The following is a 16,562-nucleotide window of genomic DNA, read 5'->3' on the forward strand; positions in this document are numbered from 1 at the left end:
CGGCCAGCAGCGCAGACGCGCCTTGTTAGCCGCCACCGACGACACCACCATGTACACCAGTTGCCAGCCGTGCGGCATGCGCGCCGGCGCGATCGTCCGCGCCGGGCTGGGCCGCGTCGTGTACGCGCTCTCCACCGACCAGCTCGAAGCCCTCAAGCCGGGCGGCGGCTGGCCCGCGGTGCCGCAGGAGGGGCCCCGCCCTGCACCACGAGGCCCGCGCGGTGGTGGCCGGCTACTACTGACCGGCCGGCGGAGGTTTGGTCTGGTTGGTGCTCGCGCCGTCGCCTCCCCTTCGTAGGCGACGGCGCGAGACCGTTCCCGTCAGACCCGCCCTGAGCGGATCGCGGCGCGAATCCCGTGAGGACTTCCGCGCGGACTCCCGTGCCCGGACTACTGAATTGCCATTACCGGTAATCCAGTAATCCGAAAACGGACATCTGGGCGGTGCACCATAATGACCGCTATGAAGCGTGATGAATCAGGATGGTGTATTCGGTGAAACCTCGCCGCCTAGCGGGCATCCCAGCGGGTCTTCGACTCGGCCAGGCCCTGCGGGGTCATGGAGGCGGCGCGTTCGGCGGCCTGGCGTGCCCGCCAGCGCTGCTGGGCCTCGGCGTTGCAGGCCCGGCACTGCCGGCGCAGACGGCCGGTCGCCGGGTCGAGCTCACGCTCGTGGCCGTTGCGGCAGGTCGGCGCCTGGGCGCGGGAGCGGCAGTTTTCGGCGTGGCTGACCTGGCGCAGGTGGGTCGGCTCGACGCAGTCCTTGACGCCGCAGGTGTGGTCGACCTCCAAGCCGGGGTCGATGGGGCCGACGAAGACCGCGTAGGCGGCGATGTGCGCCCACGCCCGACCGGCGATCTTCTGGTAGACGCCCCGCTGCCGGCCGTACCCCTCGACGATCAGGCAGCCGTCGGGACGGCGAGTCGAGCGCTCCAGCAGCAGCGCGCGCAGTGACTCGGGGGTGTGGCGCCGGGAGAGTCCGTTGACATGCTCGAGCACGGCCTCCAGCATGACCCATCGCCGGTTGATCCGGATGTCGCCGCCACGGGGGCCGGCTAGCCCAGCCGGTGCAACCGGACGTCGCCGAGGGCGCCGGAGGTCACCGTCGCGGTCAGGTACGTCGCGTGTGGCTGGCGCCGGCGGTCGGTCGGCGACCCGGGGTTGAGCAGCCGCGGCCCGCCCGGCGCGACCGTGTCCCACGGGATGTGCGAGTGGCCGAACACCAGCACGTCCACGTCGGGGAAGCGGGCCGCGCAGCGGCGCTCCCGCCCTGCGGCCGGGCCGGTCTCGTGTACCACCGCCATCCGCAGCCCGTCCAGCTCGACCCGGGCCACCTCGGGCAGCCGGGCGCGCAGGGCCGGGCCGTCGTTGTTGCCGTACACGCCGATCAGGCGCGCCGCGCGGGCTTCGAGGGCGTCGAGCGCGGCCTCCGATACCCAGTCGCCGGCATGGACCACGACGTCGGCCGCGTCGATCGCGGCCCACAGGTCGGCGGGCAGGTCGCGGGCCCGCGCCGGCAGGTGGGTGTCCGAGGTGATGACCAGGCGCACGCCGCCCACGCTACGCGTGAGCGCCGCCCCGGCCGCCCGTCGCCGCGCGAGAGCTACGCGTGCGCGCGGATGCGCTCCCGGAACGGGCGCTCGCGCAGCGCCGCCGCCACGGCGGTGAGCAGGTCGGCCAGGGGCATCGGCAGCTCGGCGTCCAGCTCGCGCATGGCCGCGGTGGTCGCCGCCCACTCCGCCTCGATCGTGGGCAGCAGCTCGCGGGCGCGGTCGGTGAGCGTCACGATCCGCTGCCGGGCGTCGGTGCCGGGGGTGAGCGTGACCAGGCCGGCGCGGGACATCTGGGCCACGGTCTGGCTGGCCGCCGAGTGGGTCACGCCGACCGCGGCGGCCAGGTCGCGGATCGACATCGGGCCGGCGGCGACCAGCGCTCGTACCGGCGGAGAGAAGCGCGGGCGGTAGTCGGGCAGGCCGGCGTCGCGGTAGACGGCGGCGACGTCACCGTCGAGCAGCTCCAGGACGTGCCGCAGGAGCGTGCCGACGGCCTCACGGTCGGGGGTCACGCGGCCAATGTAACAGTGCTGTTAGATTAGGGGAGTGACGTACCCGCACATCGAGCCGTACGCGCACGGCCTGCTGGAGGTCGGCGACGGCCACCAGGTGTACTGGGAGACCTGCGGCAACCCCGACGGGCGGCCGGCGCTGGTGCTGCACGGCGGGCCCGGCTCGGGGTGCACGCCCGGCTGGCGGCGGTTCTTCGACCCGGCGGCCTACCGCGTGGTCCTCTTCGACCAGCGCGGCTGCGGCCGCAGCACCCCCTCGGCCGGCGACCCGGACGCCGACCTGTCCACCAACACCACGCACCACCTGCTCGCCGACATCGATCTGCTGCGCGAGCGGCTGGGGATCGACCGGTGGCTGCTGTTCGGCGGCTCGTGGGGCTCCACGCTCGGCACCGCGTACGCCCAGCGCCACCCCGACCGGGTCACCGCCGTCGTGCTGTTCAGCGTGGCGGTGCTGACCCAGCGCAACGTCGAGTGGATCACCAGGGCGATGGGGCGGGTCTTCCCCGCGCAGTGGGCGGCGTTCCGCGCCGGCGTGCCGGAGGGCGAGCGGGACGGCAGCCTCGTCGGCGCGTACGCCCGGCTGCTGGCCGACCCCGACGCCGCCGTGCGCGAGAAGGCCGCCCGCGACTGGTGCGCCTGGGAGGACAGCCACGTCGCGGTGCGCGGCGACGAAAAGCCCTCCGCCCGGTACGCGGACCCGGCGTTCCGGATGACGTTCGCGCGGCTGGTCACGCACTACTGGCGGCACGCGGCCTGGTTCGACGACGCGGACCTCCTGCGGGACGCGCGGCGGCTCGCCGGCATCCCGGGCGTGCTCATCCACGGCCGGCTGGACGTGAGCAGCCCGCTCGACGACGCGTGGGAGCTGGCCCAGGCATGGCCGGGCGCCGAGCTGGTCGACGACGCCGGGCACGGCGCCGGCTATCCCGGGATGGCCGAGGCGGCGCTGGCCGCGCTCGACCGCTTCGCGAAAGCGCCGTGAACCGAGCGCTCCGCGGCGCGGGGTCGTGCCCCGACAGCGCCCGTGACCGGGCGAAGGCTCAGACGCCGTGGCCGGCGATCCGGCGCACGGTGCCCTCGCTGAGCCCGTACGAGAGGCCGACCATGCCCAGCCGCCCGTCGGCGAGCCGGTCGGCGATCACCTTCGAGCGGCGCAGCAGCAGGTCGACCGTGTACCGGATGTGCTCCTCCACGGCCGCGTCGGTGTCGTCGAGCGCCTGCTGGCGGACCGCGAGCACGCTCAGCATGACCCGCTCGACCACGTCGCGGATGAACCCGTCGGGCTGCGTGCCGTGCCGCACCGCCTCCAGCGCCGCCGCGATCGCCCCGCACGAGTCGTGGCCGAGGACGGCGATCAGGGGCGTGTCGAGCGCCGCGATCGCGTACTCGATGCTGCCCAGGACCTCGGGCCCGATCACGTGGCCGGCCGTGCGGACGACGAAGAGGTCGCCCAGGCCCTGGTCGAAGATGATCTCGGCGGCGAGCCGGGAGTCGCTGCATCCGAACAGCACCGCGAACGGCCGCTGTGCCGGGGCCAGCGCGGTCCGGTGGTCGGCGTCCTGGTGCGGGTGCAGCCGCTCGCCCGCGACGAACCGTTTGTTGCCCTCGACCAGAAGCTGAAGGGCCGAGGCCGGAGTCGCCGGCCAGTCCCTGTCGATGTCGTCCATCCCGCCAACTCCCGCTGTCAGTCGGGTCATGTCACCAAGGAGTCTGCCGGTTCGGCCTTGCAGTCGGACCATACTCGAAGGTTTACGTTGGCCACATGACCACGATCACGGCCGCGCCAGGACCCGGACCGCGGGTCGGTGAGCTGGCCGCAGCGGCCGGTGTGGCGTCCGACACAGTGCGGCACCACGAGCGCGCCGGACTGCCGCCCCCTGCGTGGCGCCGGAGGCCCCAGTCGCCGATCATGGGCAGGTGACCGCGTTCACCTGGTCGCAGGTCGTGGCCCGCCGGCTGGAGCGGCACGCGCTGTCCGCCCCGGCGCCCGCCGCCGACCTGCCCGCCGTCGTCAGCGCCATCTGCGGGGCGCACGCCCAGGTCATGTCGGCCGCCGAGACCTCCATCGGGGTGCGGGTCGCGGGCGTCGACCGTACCCACGTGCGGGAGGCCCTGTGGACCGAGCGCACGCTGGTCAAGACGCGCGGCCCGCGCGGCACCGTGCACCTGCTCGCCGCGGCCGACCTGCCGATGTGGGTCGGCGCGCTTGGGGCGCTGCCCTCCCCGCCGTACGCGACCGGCGCCAACGCGCTGATGACCCCCGACCAGGTCGACCAGGTCGTGGCCGCACTCGGCGACGCCCTCGCCGACGCCGAGCTGACCGGTGAGGAGCTGACCGCCGAGGTGGTCGCCCGCACCGGGCCGTGGGCCGGCGAGCGGGTGATGGAGGCGTTCCAGGACAAATGGCCGCGGTGGATGCAGGCGATGGAGGTGGCCACCCGGCGGGGCGCGATGTGCTTCGGGCCCAACCGGGGGCGGCAGGCCACGTACACCGGCCCGGCCCGGTGGCTGCCCGGCTTCACCCCGCTGCCGCCCGGGGAGGCGCTGCCCGCGCTGGTCCGCGCCTACCTGCACGCGTACGGGCCGGCGACCTCCGCGCATTTCGCCAAATGGCTGGCGATCGGGCAGCGGTGGGCGCAGGAGCTGTTTGACGACTCCGACCTGGAGCCGGTCACCGTCGACGGCGAGCGGGCGTGGGTCGTCGCCGGTGACACCGAGGTGCCGGCGAAGCGCCCGCGCGGGGTACGTCTGCTGCCGTACTTCGACGCGTACGGGATCGGCTGCCACCCCCGTGAGAAGGTTTTCCCGGGGCGGGCCGCCGAGCGGGCGCTCAACCGGGGGCAGGCGGGCAACTTCGCGGTGCTGCTCGTCGACGGCACGGTCGCCGGGATCTGGCACCAGCGGCGCTCTGGCCGGAAGCTCGCGGTGACGGTGGAGGCGTTCGGCACGCTCAGCGCGACCCGGCAGCGGGCGTTGCAGGAGCAGGTCGAGCGGCTGGGGGAGATCCTCGAAGGCACGCCGACGCTGACGCTGGGCGAGGTGACGGTCGGCGGGCACGCGTAGACGATCTTTCATGAGCTGCCGCGATGTCCGTCGCGGTCGAGACCGCCGCTCCCGCGGCCTCACCCTCGGTGAGCGGCTCGGGGCGCAGCTCGTACCAGCGGCGCTGGGCGTCCTGGCGCACCCGCACCAGCCCGGCCTCGCGGAGCACGCGCAGGTGCTTGGAGGTGCCCGGCTGGGTCAGCCCGAGCTGCTCGACCAGCTCACCGACCGGGCGGGGGCGCTCCAGCAGCAGGTCGAGGATGCGGCGGCGGGTCGGCTCGGCGAGGACGTCGAAGGTAGACGACACGCATCGAATATCACCGAACCCGCATATACCGGGCTAGCGGCGGCGCAGGACGACGACGGGGATGGATCGGCCGGCCTTGGCCTGGTGGTCGGCGAAGAAGGGGTACCGCTCGACCACGCCGGCGAAGATCCGGTCCCGCTCGTCGCCGCGCGGCACCACGGCCGTCGCGTCGTACGTCTCGCCCTCGGCCTCGACCACCACCTCGGGATGCGCGACCAGGTTGCGGTACCAGTCCGGGTCTTTCGGCGCGCCCGCGTTGGAGGCCACCACAAGGATGTCGTCGCCGTGCGGGATGTACATCATCGGCGCGGTGTGCGGCCGCCCGGTGCGGGCGCCGGTGGTAGTGAGCAGCATCATCGGCCGGCCGTGCGCCCTGCCGCCGGCGGCCCGGAACTCCTCGATCACCTTCCGGTTGTGCGCCTTCATGTCACTGGGGATGGTCATCGCTCACTCCTTCGGTGGTTCGGCCGCGCGGGACCGCCCGCCGGCCCCAGGTATATGCGGCACAGGCCGCGGGTCGTCTCGGCGAACCGCTCGCGCAGCTCGGGCGGGCCGAGCACCTCCACCTCGTCGCCGAGCTTGAGCAGCTCCAGCAGGCCGTGCTTGACCGACTCGATCGGCACGGTGGTGCGCAGCCAGCCGCTCTCGTCGGGCGGGCCGGCGTTGCTGGCCGCGCCCCGGCTCATCGCGGGCGGGAAGACGTGCGGCATCCGCGCCAGCGCCGCGGTGGTCATCCGCACCTCGGCCTGGTCGACGTAGACGCTCTCCTCGTACCGCTTGGCCCACGCCCGCCAGAACTCGCCCAGGTCGAAGCCGGCCGGACGGCTGAACCCCTCGTCGAGCACGTCGAGGCCGAGCACGTTGCCGACCCGGTAGGTCAGCGGCTTGTCCAGGTCGTCGGCGGCGGCCGCCACCAGGTACCACCGGCCGGCCTTGAGCACCACGCCGAGCGGGGCGAGCGTGCGGGTGACCTCCCGGGGCGCCTTCCACCGCAGGTAGCGCGCCTGCACCAGCTTCTCGTCCCACACCGCGCCGGCCAGGGCGGACAAGTGTGGGGTCTGCTCGTCGCGGCGGAACCAGCCCGGCGCGTCCAGGTGGAAGCGCTCGCGGATCCGCCCGGCCCGCGCCCCCAGCTCGGGCGGGAGCGAGGCGCGCAGCTTGAGCTCGGCGGCGGTGAGGACCGCGCCGAGGCCCAGCTCGGCGACCGGACCGGGCACGCCGGACAGGAAGAGCGTCTCCGCCTCGTCGACGGTCAGCCCGGTCAGCCGCGTGCGGTAGCCGTCGAGCAGCTGGTAGCCGCCGGCCGGGCCGCGGTCGGCGTAGACGGGCACGCCGGCGCCGTTGAGCGACTCGACGTCCCGGTAGATGGTGCGGACCGAGACCTCGAGCTCGGCGGAGAGCTCCTGCGCGGTCATCCGCCCCCGGGTCTGCAGGAGCAGCAGGAGGGAGAGCAGGCGGCTGGCACGCACACCCCGAACCTAACGCGTGTGCCTGACAACATGTGTCAGGTATCTACCGCACCAGCTCGGTGCGCAGCTCGTGGGCGCCGTCGGCGCGCGTGGCCTCGTAGTAGACGCGGTGCCCGCCGCCCGGCAGCGCCACCACGCTCAGGTAGCGCAGCCCGCCCGGCGGGTGCGGCGACGACACCGGGCCGCTCTCGGAGGCGATCAGCGGGGTGAACCGCCCGTCGCCGCCCCGGGCGCCCAGCGCGGTGCCGGTGCGCTCCTCCCAGTTTTCGCCGGCGGTGGCCCGCCCGTCGTACGAGGCCAACAGCACGTCGCCATCGGCCACCACCGAGGAGACGCGCACGCCGCGGGCGTCCCAGCGCCCCGGCCGGCCAGCCAGCGCCACGCCCTGCCACCGCCAGTCGACGCCGTCGGGGCCGGTGGCGTACCAGGTGGACATGCGGTCGGCGTCGTCCCACGATTCGAGGGGGTGGCAGGAGGCCCACAGGTGCCAGGTGCCGTCGCCGGTGCGCAGCAGCACCGGGTCCTTCACACCGGTCGCGTCGTCGCCGGCGAGCACGGTGCGCGCGGGCGCGTGCGGCAGGTCGGCCGGGTCGTCGGCTTCGAGCAGCTCGACCCGCCAGTGCTTGGTGCCGGGGGTGGCCGCGCTCACGTACAGCCGCCAGCGCCCCTCGGGCGTGCGGACCAGCGCGGGCCGTTCCAGCGACTCGGCGTCGAAGCGCTCCTTGCCCACCTCGGCGACGGTGGTGAAGCGGACACCGTCGGTCGAGTGGGCCACCACGTTGGCGATGCCGCGCCCCTCGCCGATCGGCAGCCGCACGCGATACGCCAGGTAGACGCCGCCGTCGGCCCAGATCGACGACGGGGCGCCGGCCCAGGCACCGGCCCGCGTGTCCGGCGGCTCGACGGCCACCGCCGACCCCTCCCAGCGGGGCAGCGGCAGCGTCCGGGTCACAGTGGACACTCGACCTCCCTCATCGGCTCGGCGTGTGGTGGCGGTCGGCGTCCAGCCAGTCGTCGTACGGCAGGCCGGTGACCTCCTGGAGCAGCGCGATGTCGTCGGCGAACGCCGGCAGCAGCGCGGCCCGGTCTTCCGGCTTGAGCGGGATGCGCCGCCCGTGGCCGCGCTGAAGGAGGGCCAGCAGCGGGCCGCGGAAGACCTTGCGCAAGGGTACGGGAAAGTGCTGCCCGAACCCGGCACCTGTGCGCAACAGGTAGCGCAGCACGGCGTTGACGCGGGTGTTCTCGACCGTGCGGGTGACGTTCTCGGCCGGTACGTGGTCGAGCACGCCGGTCCGCACGCCCAGGAACGCGCACACCTTGTCCAGCGCCGCGGCAGGCGTCTCGCGCAACTCCAGGTAGCGCATGAGCAGCACCTGCTCGCGCGGGAAGTACTCGTACAGGTGCTTGACCTGCGCGCCGTACCGGCCGAGGTCCTTGTAGTGCCAGAAGGCCGCCCAGCCGGCCGCCTTGCGCCGCTCCTCCAGGTGGCAGGCGGTGAGGAAGTCGGCCTCCGGCTCCAGGCCGGCGGTCCACAGGTGGGTCCAGTTGGAGTGCGCGCGGTCGACCGGGTCGCGCAGCAGCAGGATGATCCTCGCGTCCGGCACGAGCCGGTGGATCCGCGCGTGGGAGTCGAGGTGGTGCAGGTAGAACGGGGTCGCCTCGCCGCGCAGCGCGCCCTCCGGCGCCGGGTCGAAGAGCCTCTCGTAGTCTTCGCGCCGCCACACGTGCTCCTGGTACGTCTGCGCGTCGCCCGGACCGCCGCGGGTGGGCGGCGGCCCGTCGGAGAGGAAGAACTTCGGCTCCTTCACCGCTGGCAGGAACAGGCCCGGATGCCGCACCAGGGCCGCGTGCAGCGCGGTCGTGCCCGCCTTGGGTACGCCCGCGATCAGAAAGTCGGGCAGCGCCACCGTATCCTCCCTAGCCGGTAGGATTAATAGGCTACCGTGTCGTGCGGCGGTTTCGCGCCGGGGCACTGCGATGATCTGCGCATGCACCCGGTCGTCGTGCCCCAGGCACTGCCGGCCGTCGGGGGCGGGGGCGCCGACTTCACCGAGGCGTGGCTGCGCAACCGTCGGCTCTCCGAGCACACGCGCGCCGCCTACCGCCGCGACATCGCCGGCTGGCTCGCCTGGTGCGCCGGCCGCGACCTGGACCCGCTGGGCGCCTCCTTCCTCGACGTCAACGCGTACGGCCGCGAGCTGGAGGCGACCGTCGAGCCACGCAGCGGGCGCCCGCTCACCCCGGCCACCGTCGCCCGCAAGCTCTCCGCGCTCTCCAGCTGGTACGACTTCCTCACCAAGCTGCGCGCCGTCGACGCCAACCCGGTCGCCGGCGCCGACCGCCCCAAGGTGGCCCGCGACCACTCCAGCACGGTGGGGCTGACCCCGGAGGAGGTCGACGCGCTGCTGGCCGCCGCCGACGCCGAGACCGGGCCGCACGCGGCCCGCAACCGGGCGGCCGTCGCGCTCCTGGCCGACCTGGGGCTGCGGGTCGGCGAGCTGGTCAGCCTCAACCTCGACGACATCGGGTACGAGCGGGGACACCGCAGCGTGCGGTTCGTGGGCAAGGGCGGCCGCCCCCGGCGCCGGGCCCTCACTCCGGGTACCTCCGCCGCCCTCGACGCCTACCTGGAGATCCGCCCCGGCCCGCCCGAGGGCGCGGTCTTCCTGACGGCCAGCGGCGCCCGGCTCGACCGGCACGCGGTGTTCCGCCTCGTGCGCCGCCTCGCCCGCCGGGCCGGCATCCCCGCCTGGGCCAAGCTCTCCCCACACTCGCTGCGGCACGCGTTCGCCACCACGGCCCGCGCCGAGGGCGTACCCCTGGAGGACGTGCAGGACGCGATGGGCCACGCCGACCCGCGCACCACGCGCCGGTACGACCGCGACCGGCACAACCTCGACCGCGACCCCGCGTACGCCATCTGGGCCGCCCGCGCCCGCCGCACCACCAGGTGACCTAGCCCGCCCCGGCCGCCGCGGGCTGACTAGGCGAGCACGTCCAGGTGTTGGTGGGCGTCCACCGAGATGTCGTCGTGGCGCAGCCAGCGGCGGGCCCACAGGCGGGCGGCCACCTCGGCCTGCTCGTCGCCGGTGATGGCGTGTTCGACGAGGAGGGCGGCGGCCAAAGCGTGCCCCATGCGCAGGGCGAGGCCGCGGGCGCCGGCCACCACGGGGGCGGCGGTCGGGTCGGCGGACGCCTCGGCCAGGTCCGCGCGGATGGTCGCGGTGGCGGTGGCGAGCTGCTCGGCCAGGGCCGGTGACATGCCGCGGGCGATGACCTGGGCGGCGTCCAGGCGGGCCAGCAGCGGGGTCGCGGCGTCGTCGCGGACGGTGGCGCGGATGGCGTCCAGGGCGAGCACGTTGGTGGTGCCCTCCCAGATCGGGAGCACCTGGGCGTCGCGGAGCAGGCGGGGCACGCCGGTGTCCTCGACGTAGCCGGCCCCGCCGAAGCTCTCCACGTACTCGCTGGCGGACGCGACGGCCAGCCGACCGGTCACCAGCTTGGCCAGCGGGGCGACGATGCGCAGCTCGGCGGTGGCGATCGGGTCGGCGCCCACCTCGACCCGGCCCAGCAGCGCGAACGCGTGTGCCGCCAGCGCGTACGCCCCGGCCGCGTCGACCGCCAGCGTGCCCAGTGTGGCGCGGTGCAGCGGCGAGCCGGCGAGCGGGCCGCCGGCCACGGTGCGGTGGGCGGCGAAGGCGAGCGCGTACGCCAGGCCCCGGCGCATGCCCGCGGCGGCGGCCGCGGCGTTGTGCAGGCGGGTGACCACGACGAGGGTCATCGCGCGGGCCAGCCCCGGCCGCGTGGGGTCGCCCAGCGGGTACGCGAGCGCGTCGCGCAGGCCGATCTCGGCGGTGGGCAGGGCACGCGTGCCGAGCTTGTCCTTGAGGCGGTGCACGCGCACGCCGGGGGCGGTGGCGCCGGCGGCGTCGTAGCGAGGGACCAGAAAAGGGGCGAGCACGCGGCTGCCCGGGCCGGCGCCCTCGGGGCGGGCCAGCGCGACGGCCATGGCGGAGTCGGCGGCCGAGCAGAACCACTTCTCGCCGCGCAGCCGCCACTCCCCGTCGACCAGCGTGGCCACTGTGGACGAGCGGGACAGGTCGGAGCCGCCCTGCGACTCGGTCATCCACTGTCCACTGGTGACGGCGACCCCGGGGTCGGTGGAGACGAGGCGGGGCAGCCACGCGTCGCGTACGGCGGGGTCGACCTCGGGGCGGGACAGCAGCGCGGCGGCGCCGTCGGCCATGGCGACCGGGCAGGAGAAGGTGGCGGACTCCGGACCGTACAGGTGCAGGAGCGCGTGCTGCACGACCCGTGCGGCGGCGCCCCAGGTGGCGCGTGCCTCGGGCAGGTACGGCAGGGCGACGACCGCGTGGCTGGCGGCGGCCGCGCGCAGCCGCTCCCAGCCCGCCGAGGTCTGGATCCGGTCGACCCGGGCGCCCCACGGGTCGTACCGGATGAGGTTTGGCGGGTTTGTCTCGGCGTCGGTGTGCGCGGCGCGTAGCGGGCCGACGACGTCGGCCGCGAGGGCGGTGAGGCGGGCCTTGGCGGCGGCGTGGCCGGCGGGGCCCAGGACGCGGTCGAGCCAGGAGCGCAGGAGCGGATCGGCGGTGTACGGGTCGGCGGGCGGGGGTACGGCCTGCACGAAACGGTCCATGCCCGACCCTACCCGGGCTCGCGCGTTCCACGCGGGCCCGGCGGGGAGGCCCTACAGCACGCGCGGTGGCACGTTGCCGGCGGCCACGATCGCGCGGCGCATCGGCACCAGCATGAGCAGCACGAAGCCGACCGCGAAGAACGCGACAAGGGCGACGATGCCGACCCGGTAGCTGTTGGTCAGCTGGAACACCAGCCCGAACGCCAGCGGCCCCAGCCAGCTCGTGCCCTTGTCGCTGATCTCGTAGAAGCCGTAGTACTCGCCTTCCTTGCCCTTGGGGATGAGCTGGCTGAACAGCGACCGGCTCAGCGCCTGGCTGCCGCCGAGCACGATGCCGATCGCCGCGCCGAGTCCGATGAACGGCAGGGGCGCCTCGCCGGGCAGCCAGTACGCGGCGACCACCACGGCCGTCCACAGCACCAGGCTCAGCAGCACCGTCTTGCGCGCGCCGATCCGCCCGGCAAGCCGGCCCAGCGCGAGCGCGCCGAAGAACGCGGTCAGCTGCACCACCAGGATCGTGATGATCAGCGTGTTGGTCTCCAGCCCCAGCTCCTCGCTGCCGAACTGGCTGGCCAGCGCGATCACCGTCTGGATGCCGTCGTTGTAGACCAGGAAGGCGAGCAGGAAGAAGAGCGTGAGCGGGTACGCCCGCATGCCCTTGATCGTGCGGCCGAGCTGGCGGAAGCCGTCGGTGACGACGTTGCCGCCGTGGCTGGCGTGCAGCGCGGGGTGCTCGCGCATCCACCGCATCGGCACGAGCGTGAACAGCCCCCACCACACGCCCGCCGACACGATCGACCACCGCGCGATGTCGAGCGTGCGCTGGTCGTCGCCCTCGACGCTGAACAGCTGCACCGCGACCAGGTTGAGCGCCAGCAGCAGGAAGCCGCCCAGGTAGCCCAGCGCCCAGCCGCGGCTGGAGATGTCGTCGCGCTCGTCGGGGCCGCCGAGCTGGGGCAGGTACGAGTGGTAGACGACGATGCTCGCGCCGAAGGAGATGTTGGCGATGAGGAAGAGCACGCCGCCGAGCAGGTACCGGTCGCCGGTCACGAACGCGAACCCGCAGGTGGCGGCCGCGCCGGTGAACGCCGCCCCGGCCAGCAGCCGCTTCTTGTGCGCCGACCGGTCGGCCACCGCGCCCATCACCGGCAGCACGAAGACGGTGAGCAGCACCGACAGCGACACCACGTACGGGTAGAAGGAGCCGGCGGCCACGGTGATGCCCAGTGGGCGGACCGTGCCCTCGCACTCGTCGGCGCCGAGCCCGCAGCCGGCCGCCTGCTCGGCCACCGCGGTCAGGAAGGGCCCGAGGAAGACCGCGATGACGGTGGTCTGGAACGCCGAGTTGGCCCAGTCGTAGAAGTACCAGCCGGTGCGCTCGCGACGCGTACTGGTGCTGGTGCTCTCGGTGATCGTCACTGGGCCCCTTCGTCGTGCCACACGCCCCGGCTGACATAGACCTCGCGCAGCACATCGACGCGATCCGTCATGATGCCATCAACACCAAGATCAAGTAAGTGGTGCATCTCGGCGGGGTCGTCGACCGTCCACACATGCACCTGGAGCCCGAGCCGGTGCGCGCACCGCACGAACCGGCGGTCGACCACCGGCAGCCGCCCGTACCGCACCGGCACCTGCGCGGCCACCGCCGTCGGCGGCAGCACCAGCCGCTGCCCGGTCAGCGACGCCACGCGCAGCCGGGCCACCGCCCGCATGCCCAGCGACGTCGCCACGTCCGGACCCGCCAGGGTACGAATCCGCACCAGCCGCGCGTCGCTGAACGACGCCATCAGGACCCGACCGCCGGCGCCCGCGCGGCGCACCGTCTCGACCGCCGGCTCGACGCCGCTGTCCGCCTTCACGTCGATGTTGAACCGGATCAGCGGCCACGCGTCCAGCACGTCGTCGAGCCGGGGTACGGCGGACGCGCCCCCCACGCGCACGCTCGCCAGGTCGGCCCACCGCAGCTGGTCGACCCGCCCCGGCCGCCCGGCGACCCGGTCGAGCGTGGCGTCGTGGAAGACCACCGCCACCCCGTCGGCGGTGGCGTGCACGTCGGTCTCCACGTACCGGTAACCGAGCGCGACGGCACGCGCGAACGCCTCGGCGGTGTTCTCGTCCCCCCGGGCCGCGCCCCCACGGTGCGCGAAGGCCAGCGGGACCGGCCGGTCGAGGTAGGCACCTGGCCGGCTCACTGTGCCCGCCTTTCGTGCCGGCCGGCGGCCTGCACGAAGACTTCGCACCGGCGCCGGGCGGGCGGTCGTAGCTCACTCCTCGCGCTCACTGTGTCTGTCTTTCGTTCGCGACTGCGGGGCTCGCGTGTGGGCCGCCGCGGCGCGGTCCAGGCCGTCGAAGCTCACTCCTCGCGCTCACTGTGTCTGTCTTTCGTTCGCGGCTGCGGGGCTCGCGTGCGGGCCGCCGCGGCGCGGTCCAGGCCGTCGAAGCTCACTCCTCGCGCTCACGGCGTGCAGTATGCATGTCGCCGGCGACGGTAGGGTGACGGCCATGCGGGTGCTCGGCATCGACTTCGGCACGTCGAACACGGTCGCGATGGTCCGCGGCGCGGACGGTCGCGCCCGGCCGTTGCTGTTCGACGGCTCGCCGCTGCTGCCGTCCGCCGTCTACCTCAACCCGGACGGCAAGGTGCTGGTGGGCCGCGACGCCGAGCGTTCGGCGCGGCTCGACCCGGCCCGCTTCGAGCCCAACCCCAAGCGGCGTATCGACGACGGCGTGGTGCTACTCGGCGAGCAGGAGCTGCCGGTGCCCCGCGTGATCGCCGCCGTGCTCGGCCACATCGCCGCCGAGGCGCGCCGGCACCTGGGCGGGGCGGTCGAGGAGGTGCGCGTCACGCATCCGGCCCGGTGGGGCGAGCGGCGCCGGGCGGTGCTGGCCGAGTCGGTACGCGCGGCCGGCCTGCCCACGCCCCGCCTTGTCGTCGAGCCGGTCGCCGCCGCCTCGTACTACACCGCCGTGCTGGGCAGCGCGATGCCGGTGGGGCGCGCGCTGGCCATCTACGACCTGGGCGGCGGCACCTTCGACGCCGCGGTGGTGCGCCGTACGCCCACCGGCTTCGAGGTGCTGGCCGAGGCGGGCCTGTCCGACCTGGGCGGCCTCGACTTCGACCAGGCGCTCGTGGAGCACCTGGGGCGCGGCTACTCGGAGTCCCGCACCACCCTGTGGAACAGCCTGGTCGCCCCCGCCGACTCCGGGCAGCGGCGGCAGCGGGCGCTGCTCTACGACGACGTACGCGGCGCCAAGGAGATGCTCTCCCGCACCACCAGCGCCGACGTGCACCTGCCGGCGTTGGACATCTCCGCGCACATCACACGCGACGAGTTCGACGGGCTGATCCGGCCGTACATGCTGCAGACCGTCCACTGTCTCGCCCAGACCATCACCGCCGCCCGGCTCGCCCCGCCCGACCTGGTCGGCATCTTCCTGGTCGGGGGCTCCAGCCGCATCCCGCTCGCCGCCCACCTGCTCCACACCGAGCTGGGCGTGGCCCCCACCACGCTGGAGCAGCCGGAGACGGTGGTGGCCGAGGGCGCGCTGTTCTTCGGCGCCCCGGCCAGCGCGGCCGGGCCGGTGCACTCCGGCGTACCCCGCCCGGTCGCCCCACCGCCGCGCGCCCCGGTGCTCGCGCCGCCCCGCCCGCCGGTGATCGCGCAGCCGGTCGCCCGCCCGGTGGCCCATCCGCCCCCGGCGGCGGCACCGGCCGGCCCGGCGCCCGTCGCCCGCCCACCGGCCGCACCCACGGGCCGGCCCCCCGGCGCGCCGGTCCCGCCGCCCCGGCCACCGGTGATCGCCCGTCCGGCCGCGCCGTCTCCGGTCAGCGCCACGCCGGTGTCCCCGCCCCGCGCGGCGCCCCGGCCGCCGCACTCCGCGCCCGTGGCACCGGTGATGCCGCCCCGCCCGCCGGCGGTGGCCCCACGGGCCGGCCGCGCCTGGTACGAGGAGGCCGCTCTGGTGTGGACGGTCGCGCTCGGCGCGATGGTCCTCATCGCGGTCGTGGTGCTGATCGCTCTGGCCGCCTGACCGGCCGCGCCGTCGGTTGCCCACGGTCCCACGCTCGGCGCTTGCCCTCCGCGCCCTCCCGCGCCGGCACCGCCGTGCACCGCGCGCGGAGGGCCGGCGCGGCTCAGGCTTCGGGAGACCACCAGCGGGCCAGGGAGCTGGTGGCCGGGTCGTCGGAGGCGGACAGCGCGGTCCACGGGTCGGCGCCGGACGGCAGCTCCTGCCCGGCGTAGGCGGCCAGGTCGCTCGGCTCGGGGGCGCCCTGGTAGGCGGCGTCGGCGTCGGGCAGCGGGGCCGAGCCCAGCGTGGTCGGGTCGGTCCAGGGGAAGCCGTCGACGGGTTCGGGGGTCTCCAGGTCGAGCGGCTCGGGGAACGACTGCTCGGTCCAGGTGTCGGCGTGCGCGTCCAGGTCGGGGTCGGCGCCCACCGGGGTGACGCCGTCGTCGGAGGCGTCGCCGGGATCCAGGCTGTCGTCGCCGCCACCAGCGGGACCGTCCGGGCCATCGCCACCGCCACCACCGCTGCCGCCGGTGTCGGGTCCGTCCGGGTCGTCGCCGCCACCGCCGTCGGATCCGTCCGGGTCGCCCTCGCCGCCGTCCAGACCGTCGGAGCCGTCCGGGCCACCACCGGCGTCGGCGACGCCCTGGGCGTCGATGCCGACGCCCTCGAAGCTGTCCAGGCCGTCCGGTTCCGGGCCGCCGGGCACGTCGACCGTGGAGTCGCCGGCGGGGTCGATCGGCGGCGTGGGCGGGGCGATCGGGGGCGCGGTGGGGTCCGCGGCGTCGACCATCGAGTCGAGGGACTCGTCGGGGCCCAGGTGGTCGAAGTCGCTCAGGTCGGCGGTCTCGGCCTCGGTGAAGTCGAAGTCCGCGGTGGACGCCAGGTCCGGCGGCAGGTCGAGGTCGGGCGACGACTCGGGGTCGATGTCGTCTGGCCACCAGCCGTGGTCGCTCATTGGTGCACCCTTGTTTCGCTCGATCCGGTCATGGGTTGGGCGCACCGGTG

The 16,562-nt window shown here is 74.7% G+C and carries 17 protein-coding genes and 1 pseudogene; 5 read left to right on the top strand and 13 right to left on the bottom strand.

Annotation, left to right across the window (positions count from 1 at the left end; translation table 11 throughout):
* Positions 1 to 22: 22 nt before the first annotated feature.
* Positions 23 to 298 (top strand): deaminase, encoded by a 276-nt coding sequence (locus ACFFIA_RS30180; RefSeq protein ID WP_377257214.1) that lies wholly within the window; start codon positions 23 to 25, stop codon positions 296 to 298.
* Between the two features lie 212 nt (positions 299 to 510).
* On the opposite strand, the gene ACFFIA_RS30185 is transcribed toward ACFFIA_RS30180, so the two are convergent.
* From ACFFIA_RS30185 to ACFFIA_RS30195, 3 genes are read right to left on the bottom strand one after another with little or no spacing between them, the layout of a single operon-like run.
* On the bottom strand, positions 511 to 999 hold the full coding sequence (locus ACFFIA_RS30185) for an HNH endonuclease signature motif containing protein (protein ID WP_377257217.1): 489 nt from the start codon (positions 997 to 999) through the stop codon (positions 511 to 513).
* A 56-nt stretch (positions 1,000 to 1,055) separates the two neighbouring features.
* Positions 1,056 to 1,550 carry a metallophosphoesterase family protein gene (locus tag ACFFIA_RS30190; protein WP_377257220.1) on the bottom strand — a complete coding sequence of 165 codons (495 nt, stop codon included), beginning with the start codon at positions 1,548 to 1,550 and terminating at the stop codon, positions 1,056 to 1,058.
* 53 nt (positions 1,551 to 1,603) lie between these two features.
* Positions 1,604 to 2,065: a MarR family winged helix-turn-helix transcriptional regulator gene (locus ACFFIA_RS30195; protein WP_377257223.1), complete on the bottom strand. Its 462-nt coding sequence runs from the start codon at positions 2,063 to 2,065 to the stop codon at positions 1,604 to 1,606.
* A gap of 34 nt (positions 2,066 to 2,099) precedes the next feature.
* Between ACFFIA_RS30195 and pip the strand changes: the two genes are divergently transcribed.
* Complete coding sequence (pip, locus tag ACFFIA_RS30200; protein ID WP_377257226.1) at positions 2,100 to 3,050, top strand: prolyl aminopeptidase; 951 nt, start codon at positions 2,100 to 2,102, stop codon at positions 3,048 to 3,050.
* A 58-nt stretch (positions 3,051 to 3,108) separates the two neighbouring features.
* Here pip and ACFFIA_RS30205 read toward each other — a convergent pair whose 3' ends face one another.
* Positions 3,109 to 3,765, bottom strand: a complete 657-nt coding sequence (locus tag ACFFIA_RS30205; protein ID WP_377257229.1) for a carbonic anhydrase — start codon at positions 3,763 to 3,765, stop codon at positions 3,109 to 3,111.
* Between the two features lie 220 nt (positions 3,766 to 3,985).
* On the opposite strand from ACFFIA_RS30205, the gene ACFFIA_RS30210 reads away from it, so the two are divergent.
* Positions 3,986 to 5,131: a winged helix DNA-binding domain-containing protein gene (locus tag ACFFIA_RS30210; RefSeq protein WP_377257232.1), complete on the top strand. Its 1,146-nt coding sequence runs from the start codon at positions 3,986 to 3,988 to the stop codon at positions 5,129 to 5,131.
* On the opposite strand, the gene ACFFIA_RS30215 is transcribed toward ACFFIA_RS30210, so the two are convergent.
* The 5 genes from ACFFIA_RS30215 to ACFFIA_RS30235 are packed head-to-tail and all read right to left on the bottom strand — an operon-like array spanning position 5,019 to position 8,793.
* Positions 5,019 to 5,417 (bottom strand): ArsR/SmtB family transcription factor, encoded by a 399-nt coding sequence (locus ACFFIA_RS30215; protein WP_377257235.1) that lies wholly within the window; start codon positions 5,415 to 5,417, stop codon positions 5,019 to 5,021. The genes ACFFIA_RS30210 and ACFFIA_RS30215 overlap by 113 nt on opposite strands.
* Positions 5,418 to 5,450: 33 nt before the next feature.
* Positions 5,451 to 5,861: a nitroreductase family deazaflavin-dependent oxidoreductase gene (locus tag ACFFIA_RS30220; RefSeq protein ID WP_377257237.1), complete on the bottom strand. Its 411-nt coding sequence runs from the start codon at positions 5,859 to 5,861 to the stop codon at positions 5,451 to 5,453.
* Positions 5,858 to 6,886 carry a helix-turn-helix transcriptional regulator gene (locus ACFFIA_RS30225; RefSeq protein WP_377257240.1) on the bottom strand — a complete coding sequence of 343 codons (1,029 nt, stop codon included), beginning with the start codon at positions 6,884 to 6,886 and terminating at the stop codon, positions 5,858 to 5,860. Before ACFFIA_RS30225 ends, ACFFIA_RS30220 begins: the two co-directional genes overlap by 4 nt.
* Before the next feature lie 43 nt (positions 6,887 to 6,929).
* A complete protein-coding gene (locus ACFFIA_RS30230) occupies positions 6,930 to 7,847 on the bottom strand; it encodes a hypothetical protein (RefSeq protein ID WP_377257243.1) in 918 nt (305 codons plus the stop codon).
* 10 nt (positions 7,848 to 7,857) lie between these two features.
* Positions 7,858 to 8,793, bottom strand: a complete 936-nt coding sequence (locus ACFFIA_RS30235; RefSeq protein ID WP_377257246.1) for a sulfotransferase domain-containing protein — start codon at positions 8,791 to 8,793, stop codon at positions 7,858 to 7,860.
* An 81-nt stretch (positions 8,794 to 8,874) separates the two neighbouring features.
* Here ACFFIA_RS30235 and ACFFIA_RS30240 point away from each other — a divergent pair, with 81 nt between their 5' ends.
* On the top strand, positions 8,875 to 9,840 hold the full coding sequence (locus ACFFIA_RS30240; RefSeq protein WP_377257249.1) for a tyrosine-type recombinase/integrase: 966 nt from the start codon (positions 8,875 to 8,877) through the stop codon (positions 9,838 to 9,840).
* Between the two features lie 29 nt (positions 9,841 to 9,869).
* On the opposite strand, the gene ACFFIA_RS30245 is transcribed toward ACFFIA_RS30240, so the two are convergent.
* The 3 genes from ACFFIA_RS30245 to ACFFIA_RS30255 are packed head-to-tail and all read right to left on the bottom strand — an operon-like array spanning position 9,870 to position 13,738.
* On the bottom strand, positions 9,870 to 11,543 hold the full coding sequence (locus ACFFIA_RS30245; RefSeq protein WP_377257252.1) for an acyl-CoA dehydrogenase family protein: 1,674 nt from the start codon (positions 11,541 to 11,543) through the stop codon (positions 9,870 to 9,872).
* 51 nt (positions 11,544 to 11,594) lie between these two features.
* The gene (locus tag ACFFIA_RS30250) at positions 11,595 to 12,962 is read right to left on the bottom strand and encodes an MFS transporter (RefSeq protein ID WP_377257255.1); all 1,368 of its coding nucleotides are present in this window, start codon (positions 12,960 to 12,962) and stop codon (positions 11,595 to 11,597) included.
* A complete protein-coding gene (locus ACFFIA_RS30255; RefSeq protein WP_377257258.1) occupies positions 12,959 to 13,738 on the bottom strand; it encodes a glycerophosphodiester phosphodiesterase family protein in 780 nt (259 codons plus the stop codon). The genes ACFFIA_RS30250 and ACFFIA_RS30255 overlap by 4 nt, the downstream gene beginning before the upstream one ends.
* Before the next feature lie 310 nt (positions 13,739 to 14,048).
* On the opposite strand from ACFFIA_RS30255, the gene ACFFIA_RS30260 reads away from it, so the two are divergent.
* On the top strand, positions 14,049 to 15,578 hold the full coding sequence (locus ACFFIA_RS30260) for an Hsp70 family protein (RefSeq protein ID WP_377257261.1): 1,530 nt from the start codon (positions 14,049 to 14,051) through the stop codon (positions 15,576 to 15,578).
* A gap of 103 nt (positions 15,579 to 15,681) precedes the next feature.
* Here ACFFIA_RS30260 and ACFFIA_RS30265 read toward each other — a convergent pair.
* Positions 15,682 to 16,562: pseudogene (locus ACFFIA_RS30265) on the bottom strand (hypothetical protein); the annotation flags it as partial.

Origin of the sequence: Phytohabitans kaempferiae (assembly GCF_042433955.1) — a bacterium.
GTDB lineage: Bacteria > Actinomycetota > Actinomycetes > Mycobacteriales > Micromonosporaceae > Phytohabitans > Phytohabitans kaempferiae.

Excerpts from the sequence above, each read along its gene's own strand:
- ACFFIA_RS30205 (WP_377257229.1), bottom strand. The coding sequence starts at position 3,765 with ATGACCCGACTGACAGCGGGAGTTGGCGGGATGGACGACATCGACAGG.
- ACFFIA_RS30220 (WP_377257237.1), bottom strand. The coding sequence starts at position 5,861 with ATGACCATCCCCAGTGACATGAAGGCGCACAACCGGAAGGTGATCGAG.
- ACFFIA_RS30240 (WP_377257249.1), top strand. The coding sequence starts at position 8,875 with ATGCACCCGGTCGTCGTGCCCCAGGCACTGCCGGCCGTCGGGGGCGGG.
- ACFFIA_RS30245 (WP_377257252.1), bottom strand. The coding sequence starts at position 11,543 with ATGGACCGTTTCGTGCAGGCCGTACCCCCGCCCGCCGACCCGTACACC.
- ACFFIA_RS30260 (WP_377257261.1), top strand. The coding sequence starts at position 14,049 with ATGCGGGTGCTCGGCATCGACTTCGGCACGTCGAACACGGTCGCGATG.